The organism is Pseudomonas sp. NFX5, from assembly GCF_049132125.1.
GTDB classification, from domain to species: domain Bacteria; phylum Pseudomonadota; class Gammaproteobacteria; order Pseudomonadales; family Pseudomonadaceae; genus Aquipseudomonas; species Aquipseudomonas marginalis.
The window spans coordinates 145,215-166,223 of record NZ_JAFMZG010000009.1 but is presented as its reverse complement, the minus strand read 5'-3'; the positions used below and the strand labels follow the sequence as shown (position 1 = coordinate 166,223).

Genomic DNA, 21,009 nt, shown 5'->3' with positions numbered 1-21,009 from the left:
TATTGAACGGTGTGTGCCTTGATGTTATCGCCATGGCGGTTGGCTGCAGGACTTACTTTATGGGCACTCGGCACCGCAGCGTGGTTGCCGGCTTCGGCTGCGCAACTGGTGCGTATCGGCGCGGCGCATTTTCCGCCCTACACCGTGCGCCCGGAGCAAGGCGCCGACACCGGTCTGTTGCCTCAATTGGTGGAGGCCCTGAACGCCTCGCAAACCGACTACCAGTTTGTGCTGGTACCCACCTCCATCCCTCGGCGTTTTCGTGATTTCGAACAAGGCCGTATCGACATGGCCATCTTCGAAAATCCCGATTGGGGCTGGCAGAAGGTTGCCCACACCAGCATCGACATGGGCCTGGAAGATGCGGAAATCTTCGTCGCCCAGCGTGAGCCCGGTCGAGGCCAGGACTATTTCGCCGACCTTGCCGGGAAACGCCTGGCCGTGTTCAGCGGCTATCACTACGCCTTTGCCAACTTCAACCCCGACCCCAAGTACTTGGCCGAGCACTTCAACGCCACCTTGACCTATTCCCATGACAGCAACCTGCTGATGGTTGCGCGCGGGCGTGCGGACATCGCCTTGGTAACCCGTTCGTACTTGAGTGACTTCATGGTGCGCAATGCGGATATGGCCGGGCAGTTCCTGGTCTCGGAGCGCATCGACCAGGTCTATCACCACTACGCGTTGCTGCGGCCCAAGGCGCCGATCACGGGCGAGGCGTTTTCGGCGTTGCTCAAGCGCTTGCGCGACAGCGGCGAGATGCTGAAGATTTTCGAGCCGTACCGCATCGATGTGATGGCGGTACCCTGAGGTCACACCCGCCGTGCAAACGTATCGCTATGGTTGCCGGACACCTTGCGGCAGTGCACCAGCGCATCGCGAATCATGAAGTTCACTAACGTCGGTGAAACCCCGAGCTCCTTGGCAATGTCCTTTTGCGGCACACCGTGCAGGCGGTACATCTCGAACGCATAGCGGGTGCGCTGGGGCAACTCCGTCAGGGCGTCGGCGATGTTTTCCAGGGTGTTGAAATTGATGTGGGAGGTTTCCGGTGAAGCGCCGTGAATGACCACATTCAAGCCTTCCTCTTCCGTCCCGGAATATTTGAGTTCCAGGGCCTGCTTGCGGTAGTGATCGATCGCCAGGTTGCGCACGATCTGGAACAGATAACTCAGTTGGGCCTTGAACGATGACGTGATCGTCGGCGCCGATTGCAGGCGGAAGTAGGCGTCCTGCACTACATCTTCGGCACGGGAGCGGCACCCGGTAATACGTGCCGCAATCTTCACCAGAATCAGTCGATTGTCGACAAATGCCTGGAGAAGCGGTGAGTCGCACCTGCCTGTGGATACTTGTTCCGTCATGGAAATCACCTTGTCGCAAAAGAGGTTAGGGGAGGGCGTCCTTGCTGAGGCCTCCTACACATCGGGCAACAAATTATGCTGAATGATAATGATTGTCAAATGAGAAGACGAACTAATCTTATGCTTTCTTGTTAGGTGTGAACCACGTCTCGCAGGTACCCGGCGACTAATTATTTGCCGGTGCCGTCCGTTCTTCTGGGTGACAGGGCCGTTAGTCAAGCGGCCAAGGATCAGCACCCGCAGGAGGACGACATGGGTTTTTATCGTGCACACAGCGTGTTTCAGTTTGGAGTCGCCGCGGGATGACTACGCCGACTCGACTGCGCCTGTTCTGCCTGCCCTATTCGGGCGCCAGCGCCATGGTTTACGCGCGTTGGCGCCGCACGTTGCCGGAGTGGCTGCAGGTGTGCCCGCTGGAATTGCCTGGACGGGGCATGCGCATGGACGAGCCTCTGCAACGCGATATCAAGGCCTTGGCGGCGCAGCTCGCGGAGGAAATCAGTCGCGACTTGAGCGGCCCTTATGCGTTGTTCGGCCATAGCCTCGGCGGTCTGCTGGCCTTTGAATTGGCCCACGCGTTAAAGGCACGGAATGTCCCTGCGCCGCTGGCGCTGTTCGCCTCCGGCACGGCCGGCCCGGCCCGCCGCGATGTCAGCGAATACGCCATCGAAAAGACCGACGCGCAACTGATCGCCCGTCTGCGCGAACTGCAAGGCACTGCCGAAGAAGCCCTGGCCAATCCCGAGTTGATGCAGTTGATGCTGCCGATCCTGCGCGCCGATTTCCTGCTGTGCGGCAGCTTCACCTACGGCGAGCGCAAGCCGCTGGACCTGCCGATCCATGTGTTCGGCGGCAAGCAGGACAGCGTGCGCACCGACCAGTTGCTCGACTGGCAGCTCGATGCCGCCAGCGGTTTTTCCCTGGACATGTTCGACGGCCACCACTTCTTCCTTATCCAGCACGAAAGCGCCGTATTGCGCTGCGTGCGGCGCTATGCCGACGAACACCTGGCCCGCTGGCGCAATGGCGCGGCGCGGCAACTGGCCGCCGGCTGATCGCTCTCCCATTCCCGAATTTCCCGCAAGCCGATTTCAGGCAGGAACCCCATGATGGACGCCTTCGAACTTCCCCGCACCCTGGTCGAGTCCCTTCAACGTCGCGCCGCCCAGGCCCCGGACCAGGTCGCCCTGCGCTTCCTCGCCGAGTCGGCCGAGCACAACGTGGTACTCAGTTACCGTGACCTGGACCAACGCGCCCGCACCATCGCCGCCGCCCTCCAGGCCAATGCGGCACAGGGCGACCGTGCGGTGCTGCTGTTCCCCAGTGGCCCGGACTACGTCGCGGCGTTCTTCGGCTGCCTGTACGCCGGGGTGATCGCGGTGCCGGCCTACCCGCCGGAGTCCACCCGCCGTCATCACCAGGAGCGCTTGCTGTCGATTATCGGTGACGCCGAACCGCGCCTGTTGCTGACCATCGCCAGCCTGGCCGAGGGCCTCGCGCAGATCGAAAACGCGCCGCCGGTGCTGAGTGTCGACACCCTCGACGCACAGATCGCCAGCGCCTGGAATGCCCCCGACCTGCATCCCGACGACATCGCCTTCCTGCAATACACCTCCGGCTCCACCGCGTTGCCCAAGGGCGTGCAAGTCAGCCACGGCAACCTGGTGGCCAACGAAGTGCTGATCCGGCGCGGCTTTGGCATCGACCTGAACCCTGACGACGTGATCGTCAGCTGGCTGCCGCTGTACCACGACATGGGCCTGATCGGCGGCCTGCTGCAACCGATTTTCAGCGGCGTGCCGTGCGTGTTGATGTCGCCGGCCTATTTCCTCGGCCGGCCATTGCGCTGGCTTGAAGCGATCAGCGAATACCGCGGCACCATCAGCGGCGGGCCGGATTTCGCCTACCGCCTGTGCAGCGAGCGGGTCAGTGAGTCGGCCCTGGAACGCCTGGACTTGAGCAACTGGCGCGTGGCCTATTCCGGCTCCGAACCGATCCGCCTCGACACCCTCGAGCGCTTCGCCGAGAAGTTCGCCGCCTGCGGGTTTACCTCGGATAGTTTCTTCGCCTCCTACGGCCTGGCCGAAGCCACCCTGTTTGTCGCCGGCGGCCGGCGTGGACATGGCATCCCGGCGCTGCGCATTGACGAGCAGGCCCTGGCCGCCAACCGCGCCGAGCCGGGGCAGGGCAGTGCGATCATGAGTTGCGGCACCTCCCAGCCGGAACACGCGGTGCTGATCGCCGACCCGCACACACTGAGCGAGCTGGCCGACAACTGCGTCGGCGAACTCTGGGCCAGCGGCCCGAGCATCGCCCACGGCTACTGGCGCAACCCGGAAGCCAGTGCCAAGACCTTCGTGCAGCATGCCGGCCGCACCTGGCTGCGCACCGGTGACCTGGGCTTTATCCGCGAGGGTGAGGTATACATCACCGGTCGCCTGAAAGACCTGCTGATCGTGCGCGGCCATAACCTCTACCCCCAGGACATCGAACAGACCATCGAGCGCGAAGTGGAAGTGGTGCGCAAGGGCCGGGTCGCGGCGTTTGCGGTGAATGACAACGGCCTGGAAGGCATCGGCATCGCCGCGGAAATCAGCCGCAGCGTGCAGAAGATCCTGCCGCCTGAAGCGTTGATCAAAGCCATCCGCCAGGCGGTGGCCGAGGCCTACCAAGAGGCGCCGTGCGTGGTGGTATTGCTCAATCCCGGCGGCTTGCCCAAGACCTCCAGCGGCAAGGTGCAGCGTGCGGCGTGCGCGCTTCGGCAGGCCGACGGCAGCCTCGACTGCTACGCGCAGTTCCCCGATCTGCATGCCCAGGCGAGCACTGTTGCACTGGAATCCGAATTGCAAAGCCGGATCGCCGCTATCTGGCGCGAGCAGTTGCAGGTCGCCACGGTGGCGGCCGACGACCACTTCTTCCTGCTCGGCGGCAACTCCATCACCGCCACCCAGGTGGTGGCGCGCCTGCGGGAAACCCTCGGCCTGGAGCTGAACCTGCGCCTGCTGTTCGAGGCGCCGACGTTGTCCGGGTTCGCCGCCGGCGTGGCGCAACTGCAACAGGACGGCGGCATTGCCCAAGGTGCGATCCGCCCGTTGTCGCGCCAGGACGAACTGCCCCAATCCCTGGCCCAGAACCGCCTGTGGATCACCTGGCAACTGGACCCGCAAAGCAGCGCCTACACCATCCCTGGCGCCTTGCGTTTGCGTGGCGAGCTGGATGAAGACGCGCTGCGCTCGAGCTTCCAGTACCTGATCCAGCGCCACGAAGCCCTGCGCACCCGCTTCTATGAGCGCGATGGCCAGGGCTTCCAGCGTGTGGACGCCAATAGCGATTTTGACCTGCAGGTTATCGATCTCAGCGACTTGCCCGTCGCCGAGCGTGAGGCTCGCGCGCAACAGATCCGTGAGGACGAAGCCCGCACCCTGTTCGACCTGGAAAAAGGCCCGCTGCTGTGGGTGACCCTGGTGCGCCTGGACGAGGACGATCACCAGTTGCTGGTGACCCTGCATCACATCATCGCCGATGGCTGGTCGTTGAATATCCTCATCGACGAGTTCTCGCGCCTGTACGCCGCCGCAAGCCAGGGCCAGGCCCTGGCGTTGCCGCCACTGGCCTTGCAGTACGCCGACTACGGCAGCTGGCAGCGCCAATGGCTGGCCGACGGTGAAGGCCAGCGCCAACTGGCGTACTGGAAAGCGCAGTTGGGCGACGAGCACCCGACCCTGAGCCTGGCCACCGACCACCCGCGTGCGGCCCGGCAACGCCACAGCGCATCGCGCCATAGTGTGCGCCTGAGTGTCAGCCTCAGCGAGGCGATTCGCCAGACCGCCCAGGCCCACGAGTCCACGCCGTTCATGCTGTTGCTGGCGGCGTTCCAGACCTTGCTCTACCGCTACAGCGGCCAGCGCGATATCCGCATCGGCGTGCCCAACGCCAACCGCCCGCGCCAGGAAACCCAAGGCCTGATCGGCTTCTTTATCAACACCCTGGTGCTGCGTGCCGAGCTGGACGGGCGCCTGCCTTTCACTGAGCTGCTGGCCGCCACCCGCCACACTGCGTTGGGCGCCCAGGCCCATCAGGACCTGCCGTTCGAGCAACTGTTGGAAGCCTTCCCGCAAGCCCGCGAACAGGGCCTGTTCCAGGTCATGTTCAACCACCTGCAGCGCGACCTCAGCGCCTTGCGCCGCCTGCCGGGGATGCTCGCCGATGAGCTGCCCTGGCACAGCCGCGAAGCCAAGTTCGACCTGCAGCTGCACAGCGAAGAAGACCGCAACGGGCGCCTGAGCCTGTCCTTCGACTACGCCGACGAACTGTTCGACAGCGCGACCATCCAGCGCCTGGCCGCGCACTTCATCCACCTGCTGCAGGCCGTGTGCGAACAGCCGCAACAGGCCATCGGTGACCTCCAGCTGATGCCGCAGGACGAACAGCAAGCGTGGAGCCAGGCGCCGTGCGCACCGGCTCAACAATGGTTGCCCGAACTGCTCAATCAACACACCTCGGACAACACCGCGCTGGTCTGGCAGGACGGCAGCCTGACCTTCGCCCAACTGCACACCCAGGCCAACCGCCTGGCCCATTACCTGCGCGACAAAGGCGTCGGCCCGGACGTGTGCGTAGCCATCGCCGCCGAACGTTCGCCGCAGTTGCTGGTGGGCCTGCTGGCGATCATCAAGGCCGGTGGCGCCTATGTGCCGCTGGACCCGGATTACCCCGCCGAGCGCCTGGCCTACATGCTCAAGGACAGCGGCGTGCACCTGCTGTTGACCCAGACCGCATTGCTGGACCGTGTGCCGAGTGCCGAAGGCGTGTGCGTGATTGCCATGGACAGCCTGCACCTCGACAGCTGGCCGACCCAGCCGCCCGGCCTGCACCTCGATGGCGACAACCTCGCCTATGTGATCTACACCTCCGGCTCCACCGGCCAGCCCAAGGGCGTGGGCAATACCCATGCGGCCCTGGCCGAGCGCTTGCAGTGGATGCAGGCCACCTATCAACTCAATGACAGCGACGTGCTGATGCAAAAGGCACCGATCAGTTTCGACGTGTCGGTGTGGGAATGCTTCTGGCCGCTGATCACCGGCTGCCGCCTGGTGCTGGCCGGTCCTGGCGAGCACCGCGATCCGCACCGCATCGCGCAGTTGGTGCAGGCGCACGGCGTGACCACGCTGCACTTCGTGCCGCCGCTGTTGCAGCTGTTTATCGACGAACCGCTGGTGCCCGAGTGCACCAGCCTGCGTCGCCTGTTCTCCGGTGGCGAAGCCTTGCCTGCCGAGTTGCGCAATCGCGTATTGGCGCAGTTGCCGGCGGTGCAATTGCACAACCGTTATGGCCCGACCGAGACCGCGATCAACGTCACCCACTGGCATTGCACTGCTGACGATGGCGAGCGTTCGCCGATTGGCCGACCACTGGGCAATGTGATCTGCCGCGTGCTGGACGAGCAGCTCAACCCGTTGCCGGCCGGTGTGCCGGGTGAACTGTGCATCGGCGGTATCGGCCTGGCCCGTGGTTACCTTGGGCGTGCCGGCTTGACCGCCGAGCGCTTTGTCGCCGACCCGCTGGGCGAGGCGGGCGCGCGCCTGTATCGCAGCGGTGACCGTGCACGCTGGAGTGCGGATGGCGTGCTCGAATACCTCGGCCGTCTCGACCAGCAGGTCAAGCTGCGCGGTTTCCGGGTGGAACCGGAAGAAATCGAAGCGCGCCTGCTGGCCCTGGACGGTGTCGCCCAGGCCGTGGTGCTGGTGCGCGATGCGCAGTTGATCGGTTACTACACCGCCCATGCCGCCTTGGACGAACAGGACGTCAAAGCCGCCCTGGCCGCCGAGCTGCCGGAGTACATGGTGCCCGCGCAACTGATGCGCCTGGACGCGATGCCCCTGAGCCCCAGCGGCAAGCTCGACCGTCGCGCATTACCGGCGCCGGTGTGGCAAACCCGCGAACACATCGAGCCCGAAACACCCTTGCAGCAGCAGATTGCAGCGATCTGGCGCGAAGTGCTCGGCTTGGCAGCAATCGGCCTGCGCGATGACTTTTTCGCCCTCGGCGGCCACTCGCTGCTGGCCACGCAAATCATCTCCCGCACCCGCCAGGCGTGCGACGTCGAGTTGCCGTTGCGCACCTTGTTCGAGGCCAGCGAGCTGGGGGCGTTTGCCGAGCAAGTCGGCGTGATCCAGGCCAGCGGCCAACGCAACCAGCAAACCGCAATCGCCACCGTCGACCGCAGCCTGCCGGTGCCGTTGTCGTATTCCCAGCAGCGCATGTGGTTCCTCTGGCAGATGGAACCGGACAGCCCGGCCTACAACGTCGGCGGCATGGCACGCCTGCGTGGCGTGCTGGATGTGGGGCGTTTCGAGGCGGCGTTGCAGGCCTTGGTCATGCGCCACGAAACCCTGCGCACTACATTCCCGAGTGTCGACGGCGTGGCCTATCAAAAGGTGTCGGCGCAGACCGGCCTGCGCATGGACTGGCAGGATATGTCGGCGTTGAACGAAGGCGAGCGCGAGCAGCGTTTGCAGCGACTGGCCGACCACGAGGCGCACACCCCGTTCAACCTGGAAACCGGGCCGCTGCTGCGTGCGTGCCTGGTCAAGGCCGGTGAGCGGGAGCACTACCTGGTGCTGACCCTGCACCATATCGTCACCGAAGGCTGGGCCATGGACATCTTTGCCCGTGAACTCAGCGCGCTGTACGAAGCCTTTATCGATGAGCGCCTGTCGCCGCTGGCACCGTTGCCGGTGCAGTACCTGGACTACAGCGTGTGGCAACGTCAGTGGCTGGAGTCCGGCGAACGCCAACGCCAATTGGACTACTGGACCGCGCAACTGGGCAACGAACACCCACTGCTCGAATTGCCCGGCGACCGCCCACGGCCACCGGTGCAAAGTCACCGGGGCGAGCTGTACCGCTTCGACCTCAGCGACGATCTGGCCGCCCGTGTGCGTGCCTTCAACGCCGAACGTGGCCTGACCCTGTTCATGACCATGACCGCCACCCTGGCCGTGTTGCTCTATCGCTACAGCGGCCAGACCGACCTGCGTATCGGCGCGCCGGTGGCCAACCGCATTCGCCCGGAAAGCGAAGGGCTGATCGGCGCGTTCCTCAACACCCAGGTACTGCGTTGCCAGCTCACGGGGCAGATGCGTGTCGCCGAGCTGTTCGAGCAGGTCCGTCACACGGTGATCGAAGGCCAATCCCATCAGGACCTGCCGTTCGACCACCTGGTGGAAGCCCTGCAACCGCCGCGCAGCGCGGCGTACAACCCGTTGTTCCAGGTGATGTGCAACGTGCAGCGCTGGGAATTCCAGCAGAGCCGCCAACTGGCCGGCATGACCGTCGAATACCTGGCCAACGATGCCCGCGCGACCAAGTTCGACCTCAACCTGGAAGTCACCGACCTCGACCATCGCCTGGGTTGCTGCCTGACCTACAGCACCGATTTGTTCGATGAACCGCGCATCGCGCGCATGGCCGAGCATTGGCGCAACCTGCTCGAAGCGTTGATCGCCAACCCGCAACAACGTCTCAGCGAACTGCCGTTGCTGAGCGCCACCGAGCAACGCGCGTTGCAGGACAGCCTGGGCGTGGAGGCGGGCGAGCATCGCCTCGACCAGTGCCTCCAGCAACTGTTCAGCCAGCAGGCGCTCAAGCGTGGCGATGCCCCGGCGCTGACCTTTGCCGGTGTGACCCTCACCTACGCTGAACTCGACGCCCGCGCCAACCGCCTGGCCTGGATGCTGCGCGAGCGCGGCGTCGGCCCGCAGGTGCGGGTCGGCCTGGCGCTGCCGCGCTCGCTGGAAATGGTCATCGGCCTGCTGGCGATCCTCAAGGCCGGTGGCGCCTATGTGCCGCTGGACCCGGAATACCCGCTGGACCGCCTGCACTACATGATCGAAGACAGCGGCATCGGCCTGCTGCTCAGCGATGCGGCGATGTTCGACGCCCTCGGCGAATTGCCGGCGAGCGTGGCCTGCTGGTGCCTGGAAGATGACTTGCCGGTGCTGGCCAATTACCCGGCCGGCGAGCTGCCGTTTATCAGTTTGCCGCAACATCAGGCCTACCTGATCTACACCTCCGGTTCCACCGGTAAACCCAAGGGCGTGGTGGTGTCCCACGGTGAAATCGCCATGCATTGCCAGGCCGTGATCGAGCGCTTCGGCATGCGCCCGGACGATTGCGAGCTGCATTTCTATTCGATCAACTTCGACGCCGCCACCGAGCGTCTGCTGGTGCCGCTGCTCAGCGGTGCCCAGGTGGTCCTGCGCGCCCAGGGCCAGTGGGATGCCGAGGAAATCTGCGGGCTGATCCGTACCCATCGCATCAACATCCTCGGTTTTACCCCGAGCTACGGCAGCCAGTTGGCGCAGTGGCTGGCAACCCAGCACCAGACCTTGCCGGTGCGCATGTGCATCACCGGCGGCGAAGCGCTGACCGGCGAACACCTGCAGCGTATCCGTGCGGCGTTCCAGCCCGAGGTGTTTTTCAATGCCTATGGGCCCACCGAAACCGTGGTGATGCCCCTGGCCAGCCTGGCGCCGCAGCAGTTGGAAGAGGGCGCCGCCAGCGTGCCGATCGGTAGCATCATCGGCGACCGCGTGGCTTATATTCTCGACGCCGACCTGGCGTTGGTACCGCAAGGCGCGACCGGCGAGTTGTATGTGGGCGGCGCCGGTCTGGCCCAGGGTTACCACGAACGTCCGGGGATGACGGCCGAACGGTTTGTCGCCGACCCGTTTGCCCGCCAGGGCGGTCGCCTGTATCGCACCGGCGACCTGGTGCGCCAGCGTGCCGATGGCCTGGTGGAATACCTGGGGCGTATCGACCACCAGGTGAAGATTCGCGGTTTCCGGATCGAACTGGGCGAGATCGAAACCCGCCTGCTGGAACACGCAGCTGTGCGCGAAGCGGTGGTGCTGGCGCTGGATTCGCCGAGTGGCAGGCAACTGGTGGCGTACCTGGTCAGCGACGCCGACCACGGCACCTTGCGTGAGGCGCTCAAGGCTCATCTCAAGGCGCAACTGCCGGACTACATGGTACCCGCGCACCTGATCGTACTCGACAGCATGCCGCTGACCGCCAACGGCAAGCTCGACCGCCGCGCCCTGCCGCAACCCGATCCCGAGGCCAATCGGCAACAGTACGTGGCGCCGCGCAACGAGCTGGAAAGCACCTTGGCGGCGATCTGGTGCGCGGTGTTGAACGTGCAGCAGGTCGGCCTCGACGATAACTTCTTTGAACTGGGCGGCGATTCGATCCTGTCGATCCAGGTGGTCAGTCGCGCGCGTCAGGCGGGGATTCACTTCAGCCCCCGCGACCTGTTCCAGCACCAGACCGTGCAAACCCTGGCCGGGGTGGCCACGCGCTCCGAGCAGGTCAGCGCCGAGCAAGGCGTGCTCACCGGCGCTTCGGGCCTTACACCGATCCAGCACTGGTTCTTCGACACCGATATTCCCGCGCGCCAGCACTGGAATCAGGCGTTGGTGCTCAAGCCGCTGCAACTGCTCGAGCCTCATCGACTGGAGCAAGCGTTGCTGGCGGTACTCGAGCACCACGACGCCCTGCGCCTGAGTTTCACCCGGCGCGATGCGCAATGGCATGCCGAACACTTGGCCGTGCCGAAAGGCGGCGTGCTGATGCAGGCGCAAGTGCGCGACATGCAACAGTGCACCGCGCTGTTCACCGACACCCAGCGCAGCCTCGACCTGGAGCACGGCCCGCTGGTGCGCGCCTTGCTGGTGGATGGCCCTCAAGGCCAGCAACGCTTGCTGATCGCGATCCATCACCTGGTGGTGGACGGTGTGTCGTGGCGCGTGTTGCTCGAAGACCTGCAAAACGTTTACCGCCAGCTCAGCGACGGCCAGTCCGTCAGCCTGCCGGCCAAGACCAGCGCCCTGCGCGATTGGGCCGCGCGCTTGCAGGCGTATGCCGGCAGCGAATCCCTGCGTGAAGAGCTGAGCCTGTGGCAGGACCGATTGGCCGGCCCTGACGCGGTATTGCCTGTGGCCCACCCGCACGGTTCGCGGCGCAACCGCGATGCCGACACCGTCAGCGTGCGCCTGGATGCCGAACACACGCGCCAGTTGCTGCAACAGGCGCCGAGCGCCTACCGCACCCAGGTCAACGACCTGCTGCTGACCGCCCTGGCCCGTGTGCTGTGCCGCTGGAGCGGGCACGGGTCGGCGCTGATCCAGCTCGAAGGCCATGGCCGCGAAAGCCTGTTCGACGACATCGACCTGACCCGCAGCGTCGGCTGGTTCACCAGCGCTTATCCACTGCGCCTGACCCCGCAAACCGGGCAGGGCGACTCGATCAAGGCGATCAAGGAACAACTGCGTGCGGCGCCCCATAAAGGGTTGGGCTATGGCGTGCTGCGTTACCTCGCCGATGACCTGTGCAAACAGAGCATGGCCGCCTTGCCGAGTGCGCAGATCACCTTTAACTACCTCGGCCAGTTCGACCAAAGCTTCGGCGCCGATGCACTGTTCCACCCACTGGACGAATCGGCGGGCCTGGCCCATGACCCGGATGCGCCGCTGCCCAACGAACTGAGCGTGGACAGCCAGGTGTACGGCGGCGAACTGGTGCTGCGCTGGACCTTCAGCCGCGAACGCCACGACCCACAGGCCATCCAGGACCTGGCGCAGGCCTACCTGGCCGAACTGCAAGCGTTGGTCGCCCATTGCCTGGAGGACAACGCCGGCGGCCTCACGCCGTCCGACTTCCCCCTGGCGCACTTGAGCCAGTCGCAACTCGACAGCTTGCCGGTACCGGCCGGCGCCATCGAAGACGTGTACCCGCTGACCCCGATGCAAGAGGGCCTGCTGCTGCACACCCTGCTCGAGCCGGGCACCGGCCTCTACTACATGCAGGACCGCTACCGCATCAACAGCGCGCTGGACCCCGAGCGTTTCGCCCAGGCCTGGCAAGCGGTGATCGCCCGCCACGAAGCCTTGCGCGCCTCGTTCTGCTGGAACGTCGGCGAAGACATGCTGCAAGTGATCCACAAGCCGGGCAGCACGCCGATCGAGTACCTGGATTGGAGTGCCGACCAGGAAAGCGAACAGGAACCGCGCCTGCAAGCGCTGCTCAAGGCCGAGCGCGAAGCCGGTTTCGATCTGCTCAACCAGGCGCCGTTCCACCTGCGCCTGATCCGCGTCGGTGAAGCGCGCTACTGGTTCATGATGAGCAACCACCACATCCTGATCGATGCCTGGTGCCGCTCGCTGTTGATGAATGACTTCTTCGATATCTACATGGCCCTCGGCGAAGGTCGTGAAGCGCAGCTGGCCACGCCGCCGCGCTACCGCGACTACATCGCCTGGCTGCAACGCCAGAACCTGGCCGAAGCACGCCAGTGGTGGCAGCAGAACCTGCAAGGGTTCGAGCGCACCACGCCGATCCCGAGCGACCGGCCGTTCCTGCGCGAACATGCCGGCCACAGTGGCGGCATGGTGGTGGGTGACTGCTACATCCGCCTCGACCCCCGTGACGGTGCGCAACTGCGCGAACTGGCCCAGGCCCATCAACTTACCGTCAACACCTTTGCCCAGGCGGCCTGGGCCTTGGTGCTGCGACGCTTGAGCGGCGAGCGTGACGTACTGTTCGGCGTCACCGTGGCCGGGCGCCCGGTGGAAATGCCTGAGATGCAACGCACCGTCGGCCTGTTTATCAACAGCATTGCGCTGCGGGTGAAGCTGCCCGAGGACGACCAGCGTTGCAGCGTACGCCAGTGGTTGAACGCGTTGCTCGACAGCAATATGCAACTGCGCGAGTACGAATACCTGCCGCTGGTGACGATCCAGGAACACAGCGAACTGCCCAAGGGCCAGCCGCTGTTCGACAGCCTGTTCGTGTTCGAAAACGCCCCGGTGGAAGTCTCGGTGCTGGACCGCGCTGACAGCCTGAATGCCACCTCGGACTCCGGCCGCACCCACACCAATTTCCCGCTGACCGCCGTGTGCTACCCGGGGGATGACCTCGGCCTGCACCTGTCCTACGACCAGCGTTACTTCGACGAAACCACCGTGCAAGGCATGCTCGGCGAGTTCAAGCGCCTGCTGCTGGCGCTGGTGCAGGGCTTCCATGGCGACATGGCCGACCTGCCACTGATGGGCGAACAGGAGCGCGCGTTCCTGTTGGACGGCTGCAACCAGAGCGAACACGCCTACCCGCTGGAACGCAGCTATATCGAGCTGTTCGAAGCCCAGGTGAGCGCGCATCCGCAGCGCATCGCCGCCCGTTGCCTGGACCGGCAATGGACCTATGACGAGCTGAACCGGCGCAGTAACGGCCTGGGTCATGCACTGATTGCGGCGGGCGTCGGCCTGGACCAACCGGTGGCGTTGCTGGCCGAGCGTAACCTCGACCTGCTGGGCATGATCATCGGCAGCTTCAAGGCCGGTGCCGGTTACCTGCCGTTGGACCCGGGCCTGCCGAGCCAGCGCCTGAGTCGCATCATCGACCTGAGTCGCACACCGTTGCTGGTCTGCACCGAAGCGTGCCGCGAGCAGGCCATCGAGCTGCTGGACGGCGTCGACTGCCAGTTGCTGGTGTGGGAGGACGTGCCTGCCCGTGGGGAAAATCCTGGCATCTACAGCGGCCCGGATAACCTTGCCTACGTGATCTACACCTCGGGCTCCACCGGCTTGCCCAAAGGCGTGATGGTCGAACAGCGCGGCATGCTCAATAACCAATTGAGCAAGGTGCCGTATATGGACCTGACGCCAGCGGATGTGATCGCCCAGACCGCCTCGCAAAGCTTCGATATTTCCGTATGGCAATTCCTCGCCGCGCCGCTGTTCGGTGCACGGGTGGATATCGTGCCGAACAGCATCGCCCACGATCCGCAGGGCTTGCTGGCCCATGTGCAGGCACACGGCATCACCGTGTTGGAAAGCGTGCCGTCGCTGATCCAGGGCATGCTGGCCCAGGATCGCATCAGCCTGGACGGTTTGCGCTGGATGCTGCCGACCGGTGAAGCGATGCCGCCGGAGCTGGCGCACCAGTGGTTGTTGCGTTACCCGGAGATCGGCCTGGTCAACGCCTACGGCCCGGCGGAATGTTCGGACGATGTGGCGTTCTTCCGCGTCGACCTGGCGTCCACCCGTGGCACTTACCTGCCGATTGGTACGCCGACGGACAATAACCGTTTGTACGTGGTGGATGGTGCGCTGGAATTGGTGCCCCAAGGGGCGGTCGGTGAGCTGTGCGTGGCCGGCACCGGGGTGGGCCGCGGGTATGTCAGCGATCCGCTGCGCACCGCCCAGGTGTTTGTGCCGAACCCGTTCGGTGCACCGGGCGAGCGCCTGTACCGCACCGGCGACCTGGCACGGCGGCGCAGCGATGGCGTGCTGGAGTACGTCGGGCGTATCGACCATCAGGTGAAGATTCGCGGTTACCGCATCGAGCTGGGTGAAATCGAAGCGCGCCTGCACGAACAACCCCTAGTGCGCGACGCGGCAGTGGGCGTGCAGGAAGGCGTCAACGGCAAGCATCTGGTGGGTTACCTGGTGGCCGCCGATGAGAGGCTGAATCCGGGCGAACGCCTGGACCGCATCAAGCAACGCCTGCGCGCCGAACTGCCGGAGTATATGGTGCCGCTGCACTGGCTATGGCTCGAGCGCCTGCCGCTCAACGCCAACGGCAAACTCGACCGCAAGGCCCTGCCGGAACTGGAGATCGGCCAGTTGCACAGCCAGGACTACCTGGCGCCACGCAACGAACTGGAAAACACCTTGGCCGCGATCTGGGCCGAGGTGCTGAAAGTCGACAGGGTCGGCGTGCAGGACAACTTCTTCGAACTGGGCGGCCACTCGTTGCTGGCCACGCAGATTGCCTCGCGCGTGCAGAAGACCCTGCAGCGGGATGTGCCGCTGCGGGCGATGTTCGAATGCAGCACGGTGGCGGAGTTGGCCGCGTACATCGAGGGGCTGGCGGCCAATGAGATCAGTGCGGAGAAGGTGGATCGGTTGAGTGATTTGATGGCGGAGTTGGAGGGGCTCTGATCTTCGCTGTCTGTCAGGACGCCATCGGGGCTTGCCCCCGATGGCGTCAGACCAGGCGCCGCTTAATTCGGCCCCATAATCTTCGCCAACTTCTCCGGCGACGGCGCCCCTTGCTGTTGCTGCAAGCCGCCCTTGTCATCCAGGTAGAAAATCGCCGGCGTCGCCGACAGTTCCAGCTCGTCCATCAACTTCATATTGGCATCGAGCTTGGCTTCGATGTCCGCCGGGATCTTGGCCAGCGCCTGCAATTTGCTGCCCTTGCCGGCGGCTTCATGTTCTTCCAGGGCCTTTTGCGGGTCCTTGGCGGCGAACAGGGCGGCCGATTTGGCGGCGCTGTCTTCGCGGATGATGCCGACCATGATGTGGCGCAGTTGGACCTTGCCGGCTTTTACCCATGGCCGCGCCTGTTCCCAGAACATGTTGCAGTAGGGGCAGTTGGGGTCGCTGAACAGGTAGACGATGCGCGGGGCGTTTTTGTCGCCGTCCTGGATCCAGCTGCTTTTTTCCATTTTGGCCCAGACTTCCTTGGCCATCGGCGCGTACACCAGTTTTTCCAGGGGCGCGCTGCTCAGGTCATTGCCCTGGGCGTCGTACAGGTTGCCGGCGATCACGCTCTTGCCGTCGGCGGTCAGGTACAGCGCCATGCCGCGGTTCTGGTATTGCGCGGCGTAGCCGGTGAGGCCGCTGGGGGCGTCGAACTTGCCGAGGATTTTGGCGCCTTTGGCTTCGATCTGTTTGATCGGTGCCGGCCAGTTTTCGGCCTGGGCCAGGGAGGCCGCCAGCGTCAGCGGCAGCAGGGTCAGCAGGTGGCGGAGGCGAGGCATGTCGGTTTCCTTGTGGCGGCAGGGGCGGTGTCGAAGGGTTCCATGGCACGGGCCAGGCTGGCCTGGGACAACTCGCCCAGGTGGCTGTTGATCAGGCGCCCGTCGGCTTGGTAGAACAGCGTGGTGGGCAGGGCCATGGAGCCCACGGCCTGGCCGAGGCGGCCGCTGGCGTCGAACAGCACGTTGTCGAGGGTCAGGCCCTGGGTGGCGAGGAAGGTGCTGACGCTTTGCATGCTTTCGGCCTGGTTGACGAACAGGAAGGTCACGTCGGGGCGCATGCGCTGGGCGTTTTCCAGCACCGGCATTTCGCGGCGGCACGGCGGGCACCAGGTGGCCCACAGGTTGATCACCATCGGACCGCCCTGGTAATCGGCCAGTTGCACCACTTCGCCATTGGCGTTGCGCAAGGTGATGTCCGGCAGGCGTGTGCCTTTTTCATACACGCTCAAGGACAGGCTGGTCATGCCCCAGAACACCAGCCCGGTGATGACCCCGGCGCTCAGGGGCTTGCGCAGCGCCGGGCGACGCCAGCCATAGAGCAGTGCACCGAGGATCAGGGCGACGATACCGGGCCAGGCGAGAAATCCGCCGTCGCGCAGGTCGACCATCTGCAGCCAGTCGTTGCTGTAGTAACTCCAGTACATCAGCACGAAGCTGACGCGGGCCGCCAGCATGCCCAGCAGGAACAGGCTGAACAGCACCGATTCCGGATTTTCACCGCCACGCTTGGCCACGCGCCAACCCACCAGGGTGGCGAGAATCAACGCGCTGATCAGCAGGATGTGATTCAGGGCGATGGCGAAGGTGCCGATGGTCAGGGTCAGCATCAGAGGGCGTCCCGGGCGTGAGTCCAGCGTTGCAGGAAGGCGGCGGCATCCACTTCGCCGGTGATGCGCTGGGCGCGGCGTTCCTCACCGTCAGGGCCGATCCACACGAAGCTGGGCGGCCCCGGAACCTGGTAGCGGCCCAGCAGTGCGCGGCTGGCGGCAGTGTCGGCGGTGACGTCGAGGCGCAGCAGACGTACGTCCTTCAGCGCATCGAGCACTTCGGGTTTGCCGAACACCTGTTTTTCCATGATCTTGCACGACACGCACCAGTCGGCGTAGTAGTCCACCAGCACCCATTGGCCCTGGGCCTTGGCGCTGTCGAGCTGGCCTTGCAGCACAGCGGGGTCATTGATGGTCATGAAGGCTTCGTGGGCGCTGGGTGCGGCAGTGGACCGCGAGCCGCTGTAGACCTTCAACGGTTGCCACAGGTCATCGCTGCCACCCGCAGCACCCACCAGCAGCAGGCCGCCCCACACCCCCACGACCACGGAACCGGCGCCGAACAGCATGGCGACCCGCCCGAAATCCTGGGCCAGGCGCCAGCCGCAGTAGGCCATGGACATGGCCAGCACGCCCCACAGGCCGAGCCACAGGCTTTCGTCGATCACCGGGCGAATCATCAGCACGGCGGTGGCCAGGAACAGGAAGCCGAAGATGCCCTTGAGCACATTCATCCAGGTGCCCGGCTTGGGCAGGAAACGGTTGCCCACGGTCACCAGCAACAGCAACGGCACGCCAATGCCGATGCCCATGGCGAACAGGATCAGGCCGCCATGCAGGGCATTGCCGCTCTGGGCGATGTACAGCAATGCACCGGCCAGGGGCGCGGTCATGCACGGCCCCACCAGCAGGCCGGACAGCGCGCCGAGCACCCCGGCGCCGACCAGGCTGCCGCCGCTCTGGTTGCGGCTGACGTTATCCAGGCGATCGCGCAAGGCCACGGGCAGTTGCAGTTCGAAGAAGCCGAACATCGGCAGGGCGAGGATCACGAACAAGGCGGCGAAGCTGCCGAGGATCCACGGGGTTTGCAACAGCGCGGCGAGGTTGGCGCCGAGCAGGGCGGCGAGCACGCCGAGCGCCGCGTACACCAGCGCCATGCACACCACGTAGCTGCCGGCCAGGGCAAAGCCGCGACGCGGGCTGGCGCCACTGCCCACCACCAGGCCGGCGAGGATCGGCAGCATCGGCAACGAACACGGGGCAAACGCCAGCAGCAGGCCCAGGCCGAAGAACACCAGCAGGCTCCAGCCCAGGCTGCGTTGTTGCAGGCCGCTGGCCAGGCTCTGGTCCTGGGCTTCGGCGGTGGCCGCAACGGCGGGGTTGCCGCCCAGGTCTACGCTGATCGACTGCGGCGGATAGCACAGCCCTGCATCGGCGCAGCCCTGCCAGCCGAGCTTGACCTGGCCGGTGACACCGGCGGGAATCTTCACTTCCAGGCCCTGGCGATACACTTCCTGCTCGCCAAAGAATTCGTCGCTATGGGCTTCGCCTTGCGGCAACACGGGCTTTTCGGCCAGGCCATCGAACTTCATGCGCTGCTTGTACAGGTAATAACCGTCGGCAATCTGCCAATACAGCTGGGTCTCGCCACTTTCAAGACGTTCGGAGGTAAAGGTGAAAGCCTTGCCCACCGGGAGGAAATCAGGTTTGGTCTCAAACGGATTGCCCGGCGCGGCCTGGGCGAACCCCGCGAATAACACCAGCAGAAAGGTAAACAGATGCCGCATGGTCAAGCCTTAGTTCGATGCAAGTGAGGCACACAATGTGTGGCGTTGATTAACCGATGATTAACCGGGCGCTATTCTAAAGTGTAGGGATTATCTGAGCTTGCATCTTTTCACGGCATAATCTGCGCTTAATCCGCTGCACTTTTAATCCCCCCATCTTTCATGAAGGGTTCAGCATGCACGTACTGGTCTGTGAAGACGACGAACTGATCGCCAGCGGCATCGTGGCCGGCCTCGGAGCCCAGGGCTTTACAGTCGAGCGCGTGGCCACGGCCGCCGCTGCGCGCGCGATGCTCAAGGCGGCGACCTTCGACATCATGGTGCTTGACCTCGGCCTGCCCGACGAAGACGGCCTCAAGCTGCTGCAACAGTTGCGCAGCCAGGGCCTGGAGATTCCGGTGCTGATCCTCACCGCGCGGGATTCGGTGACCAACCGTGTCGACGGCCTGCAAGCCGGTGCCGATGACTACCTGCTCAAACCCTTCGACCTGCGCGAATTGGCCGCACGCCTGCAAACCCTGCTGCGCCGGATGGCGGGGCGCAGCGTCAACCTGATCGAGCACGGCCGACTGACCTACGACCCGAGCAGCCGCGAAACCCTGTTGGGCGGCCAGCCGGTGGACCTGTCCCGACGTGAACAGGCGCTGTTGCAGGCGCTGCTGCACAACAAGGGCCGGGTGCTGTCCAGCGAGCAACTCAAGGACAGCGTCTACGGCTTCAACGATGAACTGGAAAGCAACGCCCTCAACGTGCATATCCATCACCTGCGGCGCAAGTTGGGCAATGGCATCGTCGAGACCGTACGCGGCCTGGGTTATCGCCTCGGCCCGGCAGACGATGGCGAGAACGTTTCGTGAAAAGCCTGCGCCTGCGCCTGACGTTCAAGCTCGGCGCCGCGTTTGTGCTGATCTGGGCACTGGCGGCGGCCTGGATGCTCAACGACCTGCGCAATCAGATGATGTTCTCCCTCGACCAGCGTCTGGTGGCGTCGGCGCGCATGGTGGCGGGCCTGACCGAGCAGATGCCGGGCCTGGCCAGTGTCAGCGGCGGCGCGCATTTCAGCGCCGAGCAACTGAATGTGCCGGGGGGCATGGCGTGCCAGGTCAGCTCCTTGCGCGGGGAAATCCTCGCCCGCAGCCATACCACGCCGGATGAGGGCCTGGAGTCGCGCAAGAGCGGCTTTCGTGACCAGGTCATCGATGGCGTGGGCTGGCGCAGTTTTACCCTGTCCCGTGGCGACCTGTTGATCACCACCGCCGACCGCCAGGTGGAGCGCGAGGCGCTGAACCTGTCGATCCTGCTCGCCGCCTCGGTGCCGGTGGGCGTGGCGATGCTCGGTTGCCTGTGCCTGTTGTGGCTGGGCATCGGCCAGAGCCTGCTGCCGCTCAACCGCATGCGTGACGCGCTGATGCGCCGCAGTGCCGATTCCCTCGAGCCGTTGCAGATCCACCCGCTGCCCAGCGAGCTCAAGCCGCTGCTCGACACCCAGAACCAACTGCTGCAACGCATCGCCAAGACCATCGAGCGCGAACGCCGCCTCACCGGCGACGCCGCCCACGAGCTGCGCAGCCCGTTGACGGCGATCAAGACCCACCTGCAAGTGGCGCGCATGACCGAAGGCGCGGCCCGCGACCAGTCCCTGGTCCATGCCGAGGAGGGCGCCGACCGCTTGCATCGCACCCTGGAGCAATTGCTGCTGTTGGCGCGGGTGGAAGGCAGCCTGTCATTCGACGATGGCGTGCAGTCCAGCGCCGAGGAAGTCGCACGGCTGGCGATCCAGGATGCGAATGCCGGCGATAATGGGCGTATCGACCTGAACCTGGCGGATAACCTCAGCGAAACCCCGGTGGACATGCCGGTGGGCCTGGCAGTTGCCGCCCTGCGCAACCTGCTGGACAACGCCCTGCGCCACACACCCGCAGACACACGGGTGGAGCTCAGCGTGTTTACCGCCGCCGATCACGTGATCTTCCGCGTGCGCGACCACGGCAAGCAGATCTCCCCCGAAGACCTGCAATACCTCACCCAACGCTTCTGGCGCAACGGCAACAGCGAGGGCTGTGGCCTGGGCCTGGCGATCGTGCAGGCGATCGTGCAGCGCTGTTCCTGCTCATTGAAGTTCGACAGCCAGGTGGATGGCCTGCGCGTTGACCTGGGCATGCCGTTGCGGCGCTGACCGCGTTCTTTCACGTGCCAAATAGTTACCGCCCGCTTGAGGTGCAAGCCTTCAGGATGGCGGTAATTTTTTTGCGCTTGAACGGGCC

At 64.9% G+C, this 21,009-nt stretch carries 9 protein-coding genes; 5 read left to right on the top strand and 4 right to left on the bottom strand.

Annotated features, from left to right (window positions below):
- Positions 1–21 precede the first annotated feature (21 nt).
- A complete protein-coding gene (locus J1N02_RS04690) occupies positions 22–810 on the top strand; it encodes a substrate-binding periplasmic protein (protein WP_051429302.1) in 789 nt (262 codons plus the stop codon).
- A 2-nt stretch (positions 811–812) separates the two neighbouring features.
- Here J1N02_RS04690 and J1N02_RS04685 read toward each other — a convergent pair whose 3' ends face one another.
- Positions 813–1,364: an RNA polymerase factor sigma-70 gene (locus J1N02_RS04685; RefSeq protein ID WP_027603895.1), complete on the bottom strand. Its 552-nt coding sequence runs from the start codon at positions 1,362–1,364 to the stop codon at positions 813–815.
- Positions 1,365–1,666: 302 nt separating this feature from the next.
- On the opposite strand from J1N02_RS04685, the gene J1N02_RS04680 reads away from it, so the two are divergent.
- A complete protein-coding gene (locus J1N02_RS04680; protein WP_421147201.1) occupies positions 1,667–2,419 on the top strand; it encodes a thioesterase II family protein in 753 nt (250 codons plus the stop codon).
- Positions 2,420–2,470: 51 nt separating this feature from the next.
- Positions 2,471–15,367 carry a non-ribosomal peptide synthetase gene (locus J1N02_RS04675; protein WP_421147200.1) on the top strand — a complete coding sequence of 4,299 codons (12,897 nt, stop codon included), beginning with the start codon at positions 2,471–2,473 and terminating at the stop codon, positions 15,365–15,367.
- Between the two features lie 62 nt (positions 15,368–15,429).
- On the opposite strand, the gene dsbG is transcribed toward J1N02_RS04675, so the two are convergent.
- From dsbG to dsbD, 3 genes are read right to left on the bottom strand one after another with little or no spacing between them, the layout of a single operon-like run.
- Positions 15,430–16,191 carry a thiol:disulfide interchange protein DsbG gene (gene dsbG, locus J1N02_RS04670; RefSeq protein WP_421147199.1) on the bottom strand — a complete coding sequence of 254 codons (762 nt, stop codon included), beginning with the start codon at positions 16,189–16,191 and terminating at the stop codon, positions 15,430–15,432.
- A complete protein-coding gene (locus J1N02_RS04665) occupies positions 16,167–17,018 on the bottom strand; it encodes a prolipoprotein diacylglyceryl transferase family protein (RefSeq protein ID WP_421147198.1) in 852 nt (283 codons plus the stop codon). The genes dsbG and J1N02_RS04665 overlap by 25 nt, the downstream gene beginning before the upstream one ends.
- Positions 17,018–18,745, bottom strand: a complete 1,728-nt coding sequence (gene dsbD / locus J1N02_RS04660; protein ID WP_421147197.1) for a protein-disulfide reductase DsbD — start codon at positions 18,743–18,745, stop codon at positions 17,018–17,020. Before dsbD ends, J1N02_RS04665 begins: the two co-directional genes overlap by 1 nt.
- Before the next feature lie 176 nt (positions 18,746–18,921).
- Between dsbD and J1N02_RS04655 the strand changes: the two genes are divergently transcribed.
- The gene (locus J1N02_RS04655; RefSeq protein ID WP_027603901.1) at positions 18,922–19,602 is read left to right on the top strand and encodes a response regulator; all 681 of its coding nucleotides are present in this window, start codon (positions 18,922–18,924) and stop codon (positions 19,600–19,602) included.
- Positions 19,599–20,921, top strand: a complete 1,323-nt coding sequence (locus tag J1N02_RS04650; RefSeq protein ID WP_108573785.1) for an ATP-binding protein — start codon at positions 19,599–19,601, stop codon at positions 20,919–20,921. The genes J1N02_RS04655 and J1N02_RS04650 overlap by 4 nt, the downstream gene beginning before the upstream one ends.
- The last annotated feature ends 88 nt before the right edge of the window (positions 20,922–21,009 follow it).

Bases quoted from the DNA above. Each gene is read 5' to 3' on its own strand.
- J1N02_RS04665 (WP_421147198.1), bottom strand. From the start codon at position 17,018: ATGCTGACCCTGACCATCGGCACCTTCGCCATCGCCCTGAATCACATC.
- dsbD (WP_421147197.1), bottom strand. From the start codon at position 18,745: ATGCGGCATCTGTTTACCTTTCTGCTGGTGTTATTCGCGGGGTTCGCC.
- J1N02_RS04685 (WP_027603895.1), bottom strand. From the start codon at position 1,364: ATGACGGAACAAGTATCCACAGGCAGGTGCGACTCACCGCTTCTCCAG.
- J1N02_RS04680 (WP_421147201.1), top strand. From the start codon at position 1,667: ATGACTACGCCGACTCGACTGCGCCTGTTCTGCCTGCCCTATTCGGGC.
- J1N02_RS04655 (WP_027603901.1), top strand. From the start codon at position 18,922: ATGCACGTACTGGTCTGTGAAGACGACGAACTGATCGCCAGCGGCATC.
- J1N02_RS04675 (WP_421147200.1), top strand. From the start codon at position 2,471: ATGATGGACGCCTTCGAACTTCCCCGCACCCTGGTCGAGTCCCTTCAA.
- dsbG (WP_421147199.1), bottom strand. From the start codon at position 16,191: ATGCCTCGCCTCCGCCACCTGCTGACCCTGCTGCCGCTGACGCTGGCG.
- J1N02_RS04690 (WP_051429302.1), top strand. From the start codon at position 22: ATGTTATCGCCATGGCGGTTGGCTGCAGGACTTACTTTATGGGCACTC.